Source organism: Pseudomonas sp. FA117 (genome assembly GCF_057370475.1).
The window spans coordinates 3,585,942-3,598,427 of sequence record NZ_CM170675.1 but is presented as its reverse complement, the minus strand read 5'-3'; the positions used below and the strand labels follow the sequence as shown (position 1 = coordinate 3,598,427).

Sequence of the window (12,486 nt, the reverse complement as noted above, 5' to 3'; positions counted from 1 at the left end):
CCGTGCAGTGTTGACTCGAGCCTGACCTTGATTGGGGCGGTTCGAGATTGGCATGTGGCGGGCTCACGCCCGGCTTTACGGGTTGTAAATGGGCACTGCGACCATGCGTGGTGCACCTCGTTATTTTCAACGCGCATCATCCCTGCATCAAGGCTTGTCATGCAGTGCCTGGCAACCGCGCGTTCGTCAGTAGCCACGAACAGCTATGGGAGCGCGGCGGAGCCTGTGATAATGGCGGTAACGACAGGGGCCATACCATGCTGACCATCTCCAACACCGTGCATCTGCCGGATGCCGAAATCGAACTGAGCTACATCCGCGCACAAGGCGCGGGTGGGCAGAATGTCAACAAAGTCTCCAGCGCCGTGCACCTGCGCTTCGACATTTCGGCCTCGTCGTTGCCCGCCTTTTACAAGGAGCGCTTGCTTGCGCTGCGCGACAGCCGCATCACCGGCGACGGCGTGCTGATCATCAAGGCCCAGCAGTATCGCACCCAGGAGCAGAATCGCGCTGATGCACTGACGCGTCTTGCCGAGTTGATCATCACTGCCGGGAAGACCGAGAAGAAACGCCGTCCCACCAAACCGACCCTCGGCTCGAAGACCCGTCGCCTTGAAGGCAAAGCCAGGCGCAGCACCGTCAAGGCGGGGCGGGGAAAGGTGGAGTTCTAGGTAAACGCATTCCCCGACCCGAAGTCTCTACCTCACAAACCGCCCCACGATCTCCCCAAGCCGATCACAGCAGCGCTCCAGCTCGCGTCCGGCGCTGGTGGTAATGCCCAGCATGATCCCGCTCCTGGCCCGTGCCTGGTCCAGGTACCAGGTGGACAATGCCCCCGGTGACATGCCGAACATCGAGGCCTCCCTGGCGATGGCCACGTCCGGTGTGCCGGGCGGCAAGCGCAGCAGCACAGCCAGCCCTGCTGTGGCGATGTCGGCGCTCCACTGGCGTTTTTTCAGGGTGGCGAGCAGTTCGTCACGCTGGCTGCGGTACAGGCGCTTGGCCCTGCGCAGGTGGCGAAGGTAGTGGCCCTGCTGCATGAACTCCGCTGCAGCCAACTGCACCGCGGGTGCGGGTGCAGGGCTCAGGCAGGCGGCCACTTCGCCCAGCCTTGGTGCGAGCGTGGTCGGGGCGATGAGAAAGCCCAGGCGCAGGGCTGGGCTGATGGTCTTGCTGAAAGAGCCGATGTGCACAACGCGACCATGACGGTCCAGCGAGGCGAGTGCCGGTGCGGCCCTGGATTCGAGCTGCAGTTCGCTGAGGTAGTCGTCCTCGATGATCCAGGCATCGTTGTGCACCGCCCAGTCGAGCAGGGCCAGGCGCCTGGGCAGTGAAAGGGTGACGCCCAGTGGTGCCTGTTGGCCTGGGGTGACCACGGCCACGGCGGCATCCGGTGCCAGGCGTCGGCCTTGTTCGACGTCCAGGCCGTAGGCATCGACCGGTACGGCGACGGGGGGCAACCCGCCAAGTTCCAGTGCGCGCCGGGAGAACGGAAAACCCGGATCCTCGACCCAGGCCTTGCGACCGCTGAGGCCCAGCCCCTGCAGAAGCAGGCCGAGCCCGCCGGCAAAGCCACTGGTGATGATTACCTGGGAGGGCAGGCACTCGATCCCGCGGGCGAGCGCCACGTAGGCGGCCACCACCCGGCGCAGCTCCAGTTCCCCGCGCGGGTCAGGGTACTGGATCGAGCCGCGCATCTGCGCACGCATCGCGTGCGAGCGGATCTGGCTGAACAGCCTGGCTGGCAGGCTTTCATGAGAGGGGACGCCGAGCTGGAAGATGGCCGGGCCGGCGGTGAACTCGCAGTAGAGCTCCATGAAGCCGGTCTCGCGTGCAGGCGACTCTTCTCGCGGCGCAAGTGCCGGCCGGTCGCAGACGCGGGTGCCGTCTGCGCGGGAGGCGACGGCCAGTTGCGCGTCCACCAGCAGTTCGTAGGCGGCCCGCACGGTGCCGCGCGAAACCCCCAGCTGAGCGGCAAGGTCCAGCCACGACGGCAGGCGGGCGCCAGGGGCGAGCACGCCTGATTCGATGGCGGCAGCGATGCTGGCGCGGATCTGCTCGGTCAGCGATGTCTTCACTGTGCGGTCGATGCTGAGGTTGAGCGGCATGGCTGACGGACCTTGTAGTGGTACAAGAAACAATTCGGTTTTTGGTTCTTTTTAATGTACCAGAAAGACCTGAAACTGACCGGGTCATTCATTCCACGAGGACATCTCGATGAAGCGTCTTTCGCTCATGGCCACCCTGGTATCCGGCGTGTTGCTGGGGGCTTCCCTGTCAGCCCACGCGCACGGTTCCGGTGAGGTGGTGAAGCCTAATTTCGAACACGTCATTCCCAACATCCCCGGCAAATCGCTGGTTGCCGTCGAAGTGGAGTACGCGCCGGGTGCCCAGTCGCCGTCGCACGTCCATGCCGGCTCGGCCTTCATCTACGCCTATGTCGTGTCGGGTGCCATCGAGTCGCAGGTCGATGACGGGCCCGTCCAGGTGTTCAAGGCCGGTGAAAACTGGTTCGAAAACCCTGGCGCACGCCATGTCGTGAGCCGTAATGCGAGCAAGACCGAGCCGGCGAAGCTGCTGGCGGTATTCATTGTCGACAGCGACGACAAGACCCTCACCACACCCGTCAAACCTGCAGCGGAGCACTGACATGAGCAACCGACTCGACTACAACCAACTGGCGCCGGGTGGTGCCAAGGCCTTGGGCGGGGTCTACGCCTACGTCATGCAGAGCGGCCTGGATGCGACCCTGGTGGAACTGGTGTACCTGCGGGTGTCGCAGATCAACAACTGCGCCTACTGCCTGGACATGCACACCCGTGACCTGATCAGCAAGGGTCAGAAGATCGAGAAGATTGCGCTCGTCCAGGCATGGGCCGAAGGCGGCAATCTGTTCGATGCCCGCGAGCGCGCGGCACTTGCGTGGGCCGAGCAGGTCACCTGCGTGGCCCGGACGGGGGTGCCGGACGACGCCTATGCGGCCGCCCGTGCCGTGTTCGAAGAGCGCGAGCTGATCGACCTGACGATCGCCATCAGCCTGATGAACGCCTACAACCGCATGGCCATCAGTTTCCGCAACACACCCAAGGCGGTCGAGGCGCTCGAGCGATGAAGATACTGATTGCCGGCGCCACCGGCGCGATGGGCGTGCCACTGGTTCGGGCACTGTGCACGGCGGGTCATGAAGTGACGGGGATTACCCGTGCCGGTGCCGGTGTCGAAACCTTGCGCGGGATCGGTGCCAGGCCGGTCGTCGCGGATGTGTTCGATGCCCAGGCGATGCTCGATGTCGTTCGCGATACCGCGCCCGATGTGGTCATCGACCAGTTGACGCTGCTTCCCGCCGATCCTGCGTTGCTCATCGAGTACATGCCCAGGGATACCCGGCTGCACGAGGTCGGTGGTGCCAACCTGCTGGCGGCAGCCCAGGCCCATGGCGTGTCGCGCTACATCATCCAGTCCCGTGGCTTCTACCTGGCAGCGCCCGAGGGCGAACTGGCCGATGAGCAGGCGTCCTTGTGTGTCGAGGCGCCGGGCGTGGTCGGGGAAAGTGCCCGGGTGTTCCAGCGTTATGAGGACCAGGTGCTGGCCTCGCCGCAGATGACCGGTGTTGTGCTGCGCTATGGGTTTTTCTACGGTCCGGGCACCTGGTACCACCCCACGGGGGCAATTGCCGAACAGGCGCGAAGAGGCGAGTCGACCATCATTGGCGCGGGCAATGGGGTCTGGTCGTTCGTGCATCTGGACGATGCGGTGGCGGCAACGCTGGCTGCGCTAAACAGCGAAGGCGGCATCTACAATGTGGTCGATGACGATCCATTGCCGGTGTGTCAGTGGCTACCGGCGTTCAACCGCTGGGTCGGGGCCGATGCGCCAGGGTCGCTCACGGTCGGGCAGGCACGTGAGCAGTTCGGTGAAGAAGCGCTGTTCTACCATGCGGCGATCCGCGGCGCCTCGAACGCCCGTGCCAAGGCCTTGCTCGGCTGGCAGCCACGCCGGCTGCTGTGGCGTGACTGACCGCCCGCGGTCCTTGCGCTGACTCGAACCTCGACGCGGCCCCCAAGCCCCGGCAGCATTGCCATGCTGCCGGGGTTGCGTCACATCCGATCCACGTCCACCACTGCCTGGGCAAATGCCGCAGGCGCTTCCTGTGGCGGGTTGTGGCCGATGCCGCCGGTCAGTACGCGGTGCTCGTAGTGTCCGGTGAAGCGCTGCCGATACGCCTCGGCCGGCGGATGCGGCGCACCGTTGGCGTCGCCTTCCAGGGTGATGGTCGGCACCGTGATCGCAGGAAACTGCGCCAGCCTGGCTTCCAGCGGGTCGTACTGGGTTTCGCCCTGCGCCAGGCCCAGGCGCCAGCGGTAGTTGTTGATGGTGATCGCCACCTGGTCGGGGTTGTCCAGGGCCTTGGCGCTGCGCTCGAAGGTGGCGTCGTCGAATGCCCACTTGGGCGAGGCGAGCTGCCAGATCAGCTTGGCGAAATCGTGCCGGTTCTTCTCGTACCCGGCGCGGCCGCGCTCGGTGGCGAAGTAGAACTGGTACCACCACTGCAGTTCGGCGCTCGGTGGCAGCGGCGCCTTGGCGGCTTCCTGGCTGCTGATCAGGTAGCCGCTGACCGACACCAGTGCCTTGACCCGCTCCGGCCACAGGGCCGAAACGATGTCGGCGGTCCGCGCACCCCAGTCGAAGCCGGCGAGTACGGCCTTGTGCACGTCCAGGGCATCCATGAAGGCGATCACGTCGCTGGCCAGGGCCGAAGGTTGGGCGTTGCGTGGGGTCTTGTCGGAGAGAAAGCGCGTGTCGCCATAACCGCGGACATAGGGCACCAGGACGCGATAGCCCTTGGCGGCAAGCAGCGGCGCCACGTTTTCGAAACTGTGAATATCGTACGGCCACCCATGCAGCAGGATGACCACCGGACCGTCGACGGGGCCCTGTTCGACGTAGGCGACGTCCAGTACGCCGGCCTTGATGTGCTTGAGCGGACCGAAGCTGTCGTGGCTGGCCTGCGCCTTTGGCGTGTCGGGCGTGATGTCGGCCGCCTGGGCTGCGCCGCTGGCGACGAGGCTCAGCGGAACCAGGGCGGCGGCGAGCAGGGCGGGATAACGGAAGCGACGCGGGTGGCTGCTGGACATGGACAGTTCCTTGGCTGGGCCATGGGTGGGTGATGGCGCCAGTAGAATCCTGCGGTGTATCGCGTATGTGTCCGGCGAGCGCTGTCGAGGTTTCCCGGTGTATCTACAGCACACCCTGGTACATGAACTTACAAAGGTGTGGGCCCTGATAATGCCGGCTTAAGCTCGGTGTGCGGCCTGGGCCGGTGCGCGACGGCGCCGCTGCGGTTAGGATGTCGTCCTTTGACCCTCGAATCACGGATCCAGCCCATGAGCACGCCAGTCTTTCGCCCCGCCACATCGTCGGATGTGGATCGTTGCTATTACATCGAAACCACCGCCTACGAGGGCGACGAGGCAGCCACGCGGGAAAAGATCGCCACGCGCATCGACCAGTACCCTGAAGGCTTCCTGATCCTGGAGCTGGACGGTCAGGTGGTCGGTTTCATCAACAGTGGCTGTGCCCATGAGGTGGTGATGTCGGACGAGGCGTTCAAGGAACTGGTAGGTCATGATGCTCAGGCGCCGAACGTGGTGATCATGTCGGTGGTGGTCGACCCGGTGTTTCAGGGGCTTGGTCTGGCGCGGCAACTGATGACCCGCTTCGTCGAGCAGATGCGTGCCGCTGGCAAGGCGACCATCCACCTGATGTGCAAGGACAGGCATGTGGGCTTGTACGAGAAGATGGGCTACCGGTACGTCAAACCGTCCAGTTCCGATCACGGTGGCATGGCCTGGCATGAAATGGTCATGGAGCTCTGAACCCCCTTTGTGTGTCTGGCCAGGGAGCGGCTTGTGAAATATGTAGTGATCGAAAGTCATCGCAGTGAGTATCCACAGCCGATCCGCTTCGCCCGCGGCGCGTTGCTGCAGATCGGGCAGCGCTATGAGGGTGAGGAGGACTGGCAGGACTGGTATCTGTGCAGTTGTGACGGGCAGGAGCCTGGCTGGGTTCCCGCGCAACTGATCGAGTGCCTGGGGGTGGGCCGGGGCAGGGCGCTGGAACCGTATTCGGCCCATGAACTCGATGCCGATCCGGGTCAGGTGATGATCGGTTTGCGGCCGTTGAATGGCTGGCTCTGGTGCAGGCGCGAGCGCAACGGCGAGCTGGGCTGGTTGCCGCAGGAGAAGCTGCGTCGGCTGGGCTGATTCAGTGCACCCGGAGTCGCTCGCAGTTCATCTGATATGCTTTTTTTCCACAAACCTGAATCTGTAACCGTATCAGCCCAGACGCGACAATACCCACCAAGCCCAGCCGTACGAAGCGGTATGTGCCGGGCGAGCAGGGCTGCACCGCATCCCTTGCGGGCAGCTCCGCCTCCAGTCCCCACTTTGTCGAGGTTCAAATGGGCAAGCTTGCGCTGTTCCTGGGTGGTTTCCTGATGCTGACGATCCTGATCGGCTTGCTGGGTACCATCCCGCCGGGTTGAAACGTCCCGTCCACCTTCTTCCGAGCCTGTCTCTGCCTGAGACGGGCTCGAAGCGTTGCTGCCGCGCATGCCTTCCATCGGCTTCTGCTGGTGCTCGGTTGGTATTTATTCTCATATGCGAATCGCTCGTGTAATCTCCCGCGGCCGTTTCAGGCCTCCTGACCCAGGAGGCCATGAAATTCCGGGGCTTCACAGTAGCCCCTCCTGTCTCGGAGTCGCACATGGATAGCAAGAAGGGCACTGCAGCGATGCTGGAGTGGCGGGAAAGATTTGTCGGTGCAGGCATCGCCAGCGAACAGGACTACGAGCAGGCGCTCGCGTTTGCCGAACAGCTTGAGCAAGCCGGGGCGATCAACGTTGGTGAGTGGATCGAATTGGTAAAGCTGGCGAATGCGGCACTGTCGAGTGTGCGATAAGTCGTTATTCGGCCTCGGAATTCTGTCCACAAAAAACGTGGGTAGGTCTGTGGATAAAACGCTACAAGCCAGACGGAAAGCGGGCTTTGTCAGATTGAGCAGAATTTGTACAGTGGTGCCGCTTACCCTGGGCAGTGGTGTGCGGCGCTGACAGAGCGCTCGCCGCGCGGCTCAAATCACCTGTCGCAGCGCCTGCTCCACGCGGTTGCGGCCGTGGGCCTTGGCCCGATACAACGCCTGGTCGGCGTCGGCGAGCAAGGCATCCAGGGTCGGCGCCGTGTGCTGGTCGCCGTGGCCGCTGACGCCGATGCTCACGGTGATCTGCAGCGCCACGTCCTGGTGCAGTACGCGCAGGTCCTGCACGGCGCGGCGCAGGCGCTCGGCAGCGAAGCTGGCCTGTTCAGGTGCCAGCCCCGGCACCACGATGACGAACTCCTCGCCACCGAGGCGGGCGAACAGCTCGCCGTCATGCAACTGCTCCTGCAGCACCCGCGCGCACTGGCGCAGGACCTGGTCGCCCACGGCATGACCATGACGGTCGTTGATCGCCTTGAAATGATCGATGTCGAGCATCATCAGGGTCAACGGCAACGGCTGGGCCTGCTGCCCCCGTGCGTTCAACAGGGCCGTGGCCTGGCGCGTGAAGGCGCTGCGGTTCAGGGCGCCGGTCAGGTGGTCGATGGTTGCCTGATGCGCCAGGCGCGCCAGCAAGGCGCGATTGGCACTGCTGACGCAGGCCACCACCAACGGCCCTAGCACCAGCATGGCAATGCCCAGGCGAGCCGACATCAGCGCGGTGACCCCGGGCTCGCTCTGCGGCACGCTGAAGTGCATCAGGTTCTGCGCCACGGCGACGATCAAGGTGCTGCCGGCAGTCAGCGCCAGCAGCGAAAGCAGGAACGGCGAGTAACTGAGCGCGCACCACAGCAAGGCCGAGATGGGAAACGCGATCGCGCCGGGGCCACCGAAGCCGATGCTCACTACCAGGGATGCCAGCAGCACCAGCAGCGGCGCCAGGTGAATGGGCTGGCCACCACTGCGCAGCAGGGCCGGCAGCGATGGTGCGGTAAGCAGGATCGGCAGCACCAGCACGCTGGTGGAGAACTGCTCGCTGAACCAGGCCAGCCAGGTGGCGCGCAGCGATTGATCGAACCAGGGTGCGGCCATTACGCAGGCCAGGCTTGCCGCCACCACCGCACCTGCGGCGCAGGCGGCGAACATGCGCAGCACGCCGTGCGGTGTGCGCAGCCTGCGGTGCGAGCGCGGCAGGTGCGCGAGCAGGCGCCAGATGGTGACGATCGCGCCGACGTTGCACAGGTTGAACCACAGCGCCGGTCGCCATTGGCTGCCACAGGCAAGATCGGCCGCGACCATCGCCACGTACATCAGCACGACGCCCGCCAGGCTGCCCTGGCGGGGATGGCGCAGCAATACTCCGGCCAGCACCGCATTGACCGGCCAGAACAGCGAAAGGGATTCGATCGGCCTGGCCAGAATGCCGCCAAGGGTCAAGGCGAAGGTCAGGCCAAACAGGATCAATGGAGGGATCAGGCGCGACTGGGCTGGAAACACCATGGGCTCGACCGACAAGCGAGAGGGTAATCCAGGACGACTGCAGCGAACACCTGGGACAGATGCACCCAAGTGTGGTTCAGGGATTCATTTGATGTCAATTGGATATTAACTTGCGCCGATCCTCTCCAATCTGCCAGGACTAAAGCCCGTAGAACCACGGCACCATCACCACGGTCACCGCCATCACCAGTAACGTGAACGGTACTCCGACCTTGACGAAGTCGGCGAAGCGGTACTGACCAGGGCCGAGCACCAGGGTGTTGACCGGTGAAGACACCGGTGTCATGAACGCCGCCGAGGCCGCCAGGGCCACGGTCATGGCGAAGGGGTAGGGCGACATGCCCAGTTGTTGCGCCGTGCTGATCGCCACTGGCGCCATGAGCACGGCGGTGGCGGTGTTGGAGATGAACAGGCCGATCACTGCCGTGAGCGCAAACAGACAGGCGAGGATGGCCAGCGGGCCGGCACCGCCGAGCAGATCGACCAGGCCGGTGACGGCCAGGTCGATACCGCCGGTTTTCTGCAGGGCGAGGGCGAAGGGCAGCATGCCGACGATCAGTACCAGGCTTTGCCAGTGGATGGCGCGGTAGGCGCTGTTCATGTCGATGCAGCGACCGGCACCCATCAGCAGGCAGCCGATCAGCGCAGCCATGACATTGGGCACCAGGCCGCTGACCATCAGCCCGACCATCACTGCCAGGCTCAGCAGGGCATGGGGTGCGCGGGCGCGTGCCGGGGCGACCTGATCGACCTCCGCCGGCAGGCTGAGCACGAGGAAGTCGCGCGGCTGGCCCTGCAACTGGCGCACCGCCTTCCATGGCCCGATCACCAGCAGGGTGTCGCCCAGGCGCAGTTTCTCCTCCACCAGTTGTTCCTCGACGGCGGCCTGTTCACGACGCAGGCCGACCACATTGAGGCCGTAGCGGCTGCGAAAGGTCAGCTCCAGGATGCTCTTGCCGATCAGCTGCGAACCCGGCGGCAGCGAGATTTCCGCCATGCCGATCTCCTGCGACTGGTCGATGAAATAGGCTGCCTTGAAGTGCAGGGGTTCGAGTTGCATGCTCTGGCACAGGTTGCGCAGGTCGTCGCGATTGGCGAACAGGTCCAGCAGCAGCACGTCGCCCTGGTGCAGCACGGTGCCGGAGTCGGCGGCGATCACCCGGGTGGTGAACTTGTGCTGGCGCTCGATGCCGACCACGTTGGCGCCGTGGCGGGTGCGCAGTTCCAGTTCGCCCAACGTATGGCCGACCAGGGGCGAGTGCGGGCGGATGCGCAGGCGCCGTTCGCGACCACTGAGCTTGTAGTCCAGCACCAGGTCGAGCAGGGTGCGACGACTCTCGGTGCGCCCGTCCTTGCGCACCTCGCCGTTGAGCCAGTGGCGGGTCAACAGCATGTAGCCGATGCCCAGCACCAGCACCACCAGGCCGAAAGGGGTGAAGCTGAAGAAGCTGAACCCGGCCAGGCCATGGCGCACCAGCTCGCTGTGCACCACCACGTTGGGCGGTGTCGCCACCAGGCTGAGCATGCCGCTGATCAGGCCGGCGAAACTCAGCGGCATCATCAGCCGGCTGGGTGACAGCTTCAGGCGCGCGGCAATGCTCAGCACCACCGGGATGAAGATCGCCACCACACCTGTCGAGCTCATCACCGAGCCCAGCCCGGCCACCGCGACCATCAGCAGCACCAGCAGGCGCGCCTCGCTGTTGCCGGCACGTTCGCTCATCCATTCGCCGATACGGTAGGCGATCCCGGTGCGTACCAGCCCCTCGCCGATCACGAACAGCGCAGCGATCAGCACCACGTTGGGGTCGCTGAACCCAGCCAGTGCCTGTTCGACGGTGAGGATGCCGGACAGCGGCAGGAACAGGATCACCAGCAGCGCCACCACATCCATGCGCGGGCGGTTGATGATGAACAGGGTGACGACGACGGCCAGCAGGCCGAGGACCAGGAGCAGGTCGGAAGACATGGGGCAGGGTGATCCTTCACGGTGGAGGCAGGACCGAACAGTAGCAGCCTGGGGCGCTGGCGTCGTTGATGTGTTGCAAGGGTTTCGACGACGGGCGCAAAAGCCGTTTCGTCGTGGTCACAAGCAAACGTGGCGATCCCCAGCCGCCTTTCCAGGAGTCCCAATGCCTGCGCACATCGAAGACTACGCCCTGCTCGGCAACTGCCGTAGTGCCGCCCTGGTCAGCCGCGACGGCTCGATCGACTGGCTGTGCCTGCCCCGTTTCGACGCCCCGGCAGTGTTTGCCGCCTTGCTCGGCAACGAGGAGAACGGCCGCTGGCGCCTGGCCCCCTGCGATCCGGTGGAGCACTGCAGCCGCCAGTACCTGCAGGACACCCTGGTCCTGGAAACCATCTGGACCACTGCCAGCGGCCGCGCCCGGGTGCTCGACTGCATGCCGCTGGGCGAACGCAATGCGGTGCTGCGCATCGTCGAAGGGCTGTCGGGCGAGACCCATTTCGAACTCGACCTGGTGCTGCGCTTCGACTACGGCCGCAGCGTACCCTGGGTGGAGCGGCTCGATCCCTTGACCCTCAGCGCTGTCGCCGGCCCCGATCGCCTGCTGCTGCGCAGCACGGTGGGGCTGCATGCCATGGACCACCACAGCGTCTGCCGCTTTCGCGTCGCCGCCGGTGAGCGTCAGGTGTTCGCCCTCAGTCACCAGGCATCGCACCTGCCCGACGAGCCCGGCTTCGATGCCGACCAGGCGCTGGCGCAGACCATCGACCAGTGGCAGGACTTCGCTGCGCGCTGCCCGGACATCGGCCCCAACAGCGCGCTGGTGCGCCGTTCCCTGCTTACGCTCAAGGCCCTGACCTATGCGCCCACCGGCGGGATCGTCGCTGCAGCCACCACTTCGCTGCCCGAGCGCATTGGCGGCGAGCGCAACTGGGACTATCGCTTCTGCTGGCTGCGCGACGCCACCATGACCCTGCTGGCATTCATGAACCTGGGCTATTTCGACGAAGCCCAGGCCTGGCGCGAGTGGCTGCTGCGTTCGGTCGCCGGCAACCCGGAGCAGATGCAGATCATGTATGGCCTTGCCGGCGAGCGCGACCTGGCCGAGTTCACCTTGCCTTGGCTGGCCGGCTACGAATGCTCCGCGCCGGTGCGCGTCGGCAACGCCGCCTCCGGACAGCGTCAACTGGACATCTATGGCGAGGTCGCCGATGCCATGAGCCAGGCGATCAAGGGCGGATTGCCCAGGCATCCGCGCAGCGCTGCCATCGCCCGGCTGATCATGCCCTACGTCGAAAGCATCTGGCGCGAGCCAGACGAAGGGATCTGGGAGGTGCGTGGTGGCCGCCAGCACTTCGTGCATTCGAAGGTCATGGCCTGGGTGGCATTCGACCGGGCGGCGAGCCTGGCCGAAACCACCGAGGAGGATCGTGAGCGCGGGCAGCATTACCGCAAGGTGGCCGAACAGATCCATCGCCAGGTGTGCGAGCAGGGGCTGGATGGGAGCGGGCAGTATTTCGTCCAGGCCTACGGCTCGCAGGAGCTCGATGCCAGCCTGCTACACATCGCCCTGACGGGTTTTCTTCCGGCCGACGACCCGCGCTTTCTGCGCACCCTCGAGCAGATCGAGCAGCGCCTGCTCAAGAACGGCCTGCTGCTGCGCTACGACAGCGACAGCTGCAGCGATGGCCTGACGCCCGGGGAGGGCACTTTCCTGGTCTGTTCGTTCTGGTTGGCCGACGTCTATGTGCTGCTGGGGCGCCAGGAACAGGCGCAAGCCTTGTACGAGCGCCTGACCGGGCTGTGCAACGACCTGGGCCTGCTGGCCGAGCAGTACGATCCGCGCGGGCAGCGAATGCTGGGCAACTTCCCCCAGGCGTTCAGCCATATCGGCATCATCAACACGGCGCTGAACCTGCACCGCGCACAGTGCCCGGCACGGGACCGGGCGCAGTGCGGCTGAGGGGCGCGCAGGCCCCTCGGCG

General features: G+C 65.1%; 13 protein-coding genes. 9 read left to right on the top strand and 4 right to left on the bottom strand.

Going from position 1 to position 12,486, the window contains the following annotated elements; translation table 11 throughout:
- Window positions 1–257 precede the first annotated feature (257 nt).
- Entirely contained in the window at window positions 258–671 is a 414-nt protein-coding gene (gene arfB, locus AC1TXO_RS16620; RefSeq protein ID WP_486402769.1) for an alternative ribosome rescue aminoacyl-tRNA hydrolase ArfB, read from the top strand.
- A gap of 27 nt (window positions 672–698) precedes the next feature.
- Here the strand turns inward: arfB and pdxR are convergent, their stop codons facing one another.
- Window positions 699–2,108: a MocR-like pyridoxine biosynthesis transcription factor PdxR gene (gene pdxR / locus AC1TXO_RS16615; protein ID WP_486402768.1), complete on the bottom strand. Its 1,410-nt coding sequence runs from the start codon at window positions 2,106–2,108 to the stop codon at window positions 699–701.
- A gap of 109 nt (window positions 2,109–2,217) precedes the next feature.
- Here pdxR and AC1TXO_RS16610 point away from each other — a divergent pair, with 109 nt between their 5' ends.
- Genes AC1TXO_RS16610 through AC1TXO_RS16600 form a run of 3 tightly spaced genes read left to right on the top strand, consistent with a single transcriptional unit; the run spans window position 2,218 to window position 4,017 of the window.
- A complete protein-coding gene (locus tag AC1TXO_RS16610) occupies window positions 2,218–2,649 on the top strand; it encodes a cupin domain-containing protein (RefSeq protein WP_486402767.1) in 432 nt (143 codons plus the stop codon).
- A 1-nt stretch (window position 2,650) separates the two neighbouring features.
- Window positions 2,651–3,112 carry a carboxymuconolactone decarboxylase family protein gene (locus tag AC1TXO_RS16605; RefSeq protein ID WP_486402766.1) on the top strand — a complete coding sequence of 154 codons (462 nt, stop codon included), beginning with the start codon at window positions 2,651–2,653 and terminating at the stop codon, window positions 3,110–3,112.
- On the top strand, window positions 3,109–4,017 hold the full coding sequence (locus AC1TXO_RS16600) for an NAD-dependent epimerase/dehydratase family protein (protein ID WP_486402765.1): 909 nt from the start codon (window positions 3,109–3,111) through the stop codon (window positions 4,015–4,017). Before AC1TXO_RS16605 ends, AC1TXO_RS16600 begins: the two co-directional genes overlap by 4 nt.
- A gap of 80 nt (window positions 4,018–4,097) precedes the next feature.
- On the opposite strand, the gene AC1TXO_RS16595 is transcribed toward AC1TXO_RS16600, so the two are convergent.
- Complete coding sequence (locus AC1TXO_RS16595) at window positions 4,098–5,135, bottom strand: alpha/beta fold hydrolase (RefSeq protein WP_486402764.1); 1,038 nt, start codon at window positions 5,133–5,135, stop codon at window positions 4,098–4,100.
- Window positions 5,136–5,384: 249 nt separating this feature from the next.
- On the opposite strand from AC1TXO_RS16595, the gene AC1TXO_RS16590 reads away from it, so the two are divergent.
- The 4 genes from AC1TXO_RS16590 (at window position 5,385) to AC1TXO_RS16575 (ending at window position 6,960) form a co-directional block, all read left to right on the top strand.
- Window positions 5,385–5,876, top strand: a complete 492-nt coding sequence (locus tag AC1TXO_RS16590; protein ID WP_486402763.1) for a GNAT family N-acetyltransferase — start codon at window positions 5,385–5,387, stop codon at window positions 5,874–5,876.
- A 33-nt stretch (window positions 5,877–5,909) separates the two neighbouring features.
- Window positions 5,910–6,263, top strand: coding sequence for an SH3 domain-containing protein (locus AC1TXO_RS16585; protein ID WP_486402762.1), 354 nt, complete (start codon window positions 5,910–5,912; stop codon window positions 6,261–6,263).
- A gap of 122 nt (window positions 6,264–6,385) precedes the next feature.
- Window positions 6,386–6,544 carry a hypothetical protein gene (locus AC1TXO_RS16580; RefSeq protein WP_486402761.1) on the top strand — a complete coding sequence of 53 codons (159 nt, stop codon included), beginning with the start codon at window positions 6,386–6,388 and terminating at the stop codon, window positions 6,542–6,544.
- A 221-nt stretch (window positions 6,545–6,765) separates the two neighbouring features.
- Complete coding sequence (locus AC1TXO_RS16575) at window positions 6,766–6,960, top strand: hypothetical protein (RefSeq protein WP_486402760.1); 195 nt, start codon at window positions 6,766–6,768, stop codon at window positions 6,958–6,960.
- A gap of 171 nt (window positions 6,961–7,131) precedes the next feature.
- On the opposite strand, the gene AC1TXO_RS16570 is transcribed toward AC1TXO_RS16575, so the two are convergent.
- Complete coding sequence (locus AC1TXO_RS16570; RefSeq protein ID WP_486402759.1) at window positions 7,132–8,550, bottom strand: GGDEF domain-containing protein; 1,419 nt, start codon at window positions 8,548–8,550, stop codon at window positions 7,132–7,134.
- 124 nt (window positions 8,551–8,674) lie between these two features.
- Window positions 8,675–10,504, bottom strand: coding sequence for an SLC13 family permease (locus AC1TXO_RS16565; RefSeq protein ID WP_486402758.1), 1,830 nt, complete (start codon window positions 10,502–10,504; stop codon window positions 8,675–8,677).
- 163 nt (window positions 10,505–10,667) lie between these two features.
- Between AC1TXO_RS16565 and AC1TXO_RS16560 the strand changes: the two genes are divergently transcribed.
- Window positions 10,668–12,464 carry a glycoside hydrolase family 15 protein gene (locus AC1TXO_RS16560; RefSeq protein WP_486402757.1) on the top strand — a complete coding sequence of 599 codons (1,797 nt, stop codon included), beginning with the start codon at window positions 10,668–10,670 and terminating at the stop codon, window positions 12,462–12,464.
- Window positions 12,465–12,486: the final 22 nt, after the last annotated feature.

Excerpts from the sequence above, each read along its gene's own strand:
- arfB (WP_486402769.1), top strand. The coding sequence starts at position 258 with ATGCTGACCATCTCCAACACCGTGCATCTGCCGGATGCCGAAATCGAA.
- pdxR (WP_486402768.1), bottom strand. The coding sequence starts at position 2,108 with ATGCCGCTCAACCTCAGCATCGACCGCACAGTGAAGACATCGCTGACC.
- AC1TXO_RS16610 (WP_486402767.1), top strand. The coding sequence starts at position 2,218 with ATGAAGCGTCTTTCGCTCATGGCCACCCTGGTATCCGGCGTGTTGCTG.
- AC1TXO_RS16605 (WP_486402766.1), top strand. The coding sequence starts at position 2,651 with ATGAGCAACCGACTCGACTACAACCAACTGGCGCCGGGTGGTGCCAAG.
- AC1TXO_RS16600 (WP_486402765.1), top strand. The coding sequence starts at position 3,109 with ATGAAGATACTGATTGCCGGCGCCACCGGCGCGATGGGCGTGCCACTG.
- AC1TXO_RS16595 (WP_486402764.1), bottom strand. The coding sequence starts at position 5,135 with ATGTCCAGCAGCCACCCGCGTCGCTTCCGTTATCCCGCCCTGCTCGCC.
- AC1TXO_RS16590 (WP_486402763.1), top strand. The coding sequence starts at position 5,385 with ATGAGCACGCCAGTCTTTCGCCCCGCCACATCGTCGGATGTGGATCGT.
- AC1TXO_RS16575 (WP_486402760.1), top strand. The coding sequence starts at position 6,766 with ATGGATAGCAAGAAGGGCACTGCAGCGATGCTGGAGTGGCGGGAAAGA.
- AC1TXO_RS16565 (WP_486402758.1), bottom strand. The coding sequence starts at position 10,504 with ATGTCTTCCGACCTGCTCCTGGTCCTCGGCCTGCTGGCCGTCGTCGTC.
- AC1TXO_RS16560 (WP_486402757.1), top strand. The coding sequence starts at position 10,668 with ATGCCTGCGCACATCGAAGACTACGCCCTGCTCGGCAACTGCCGTAGT.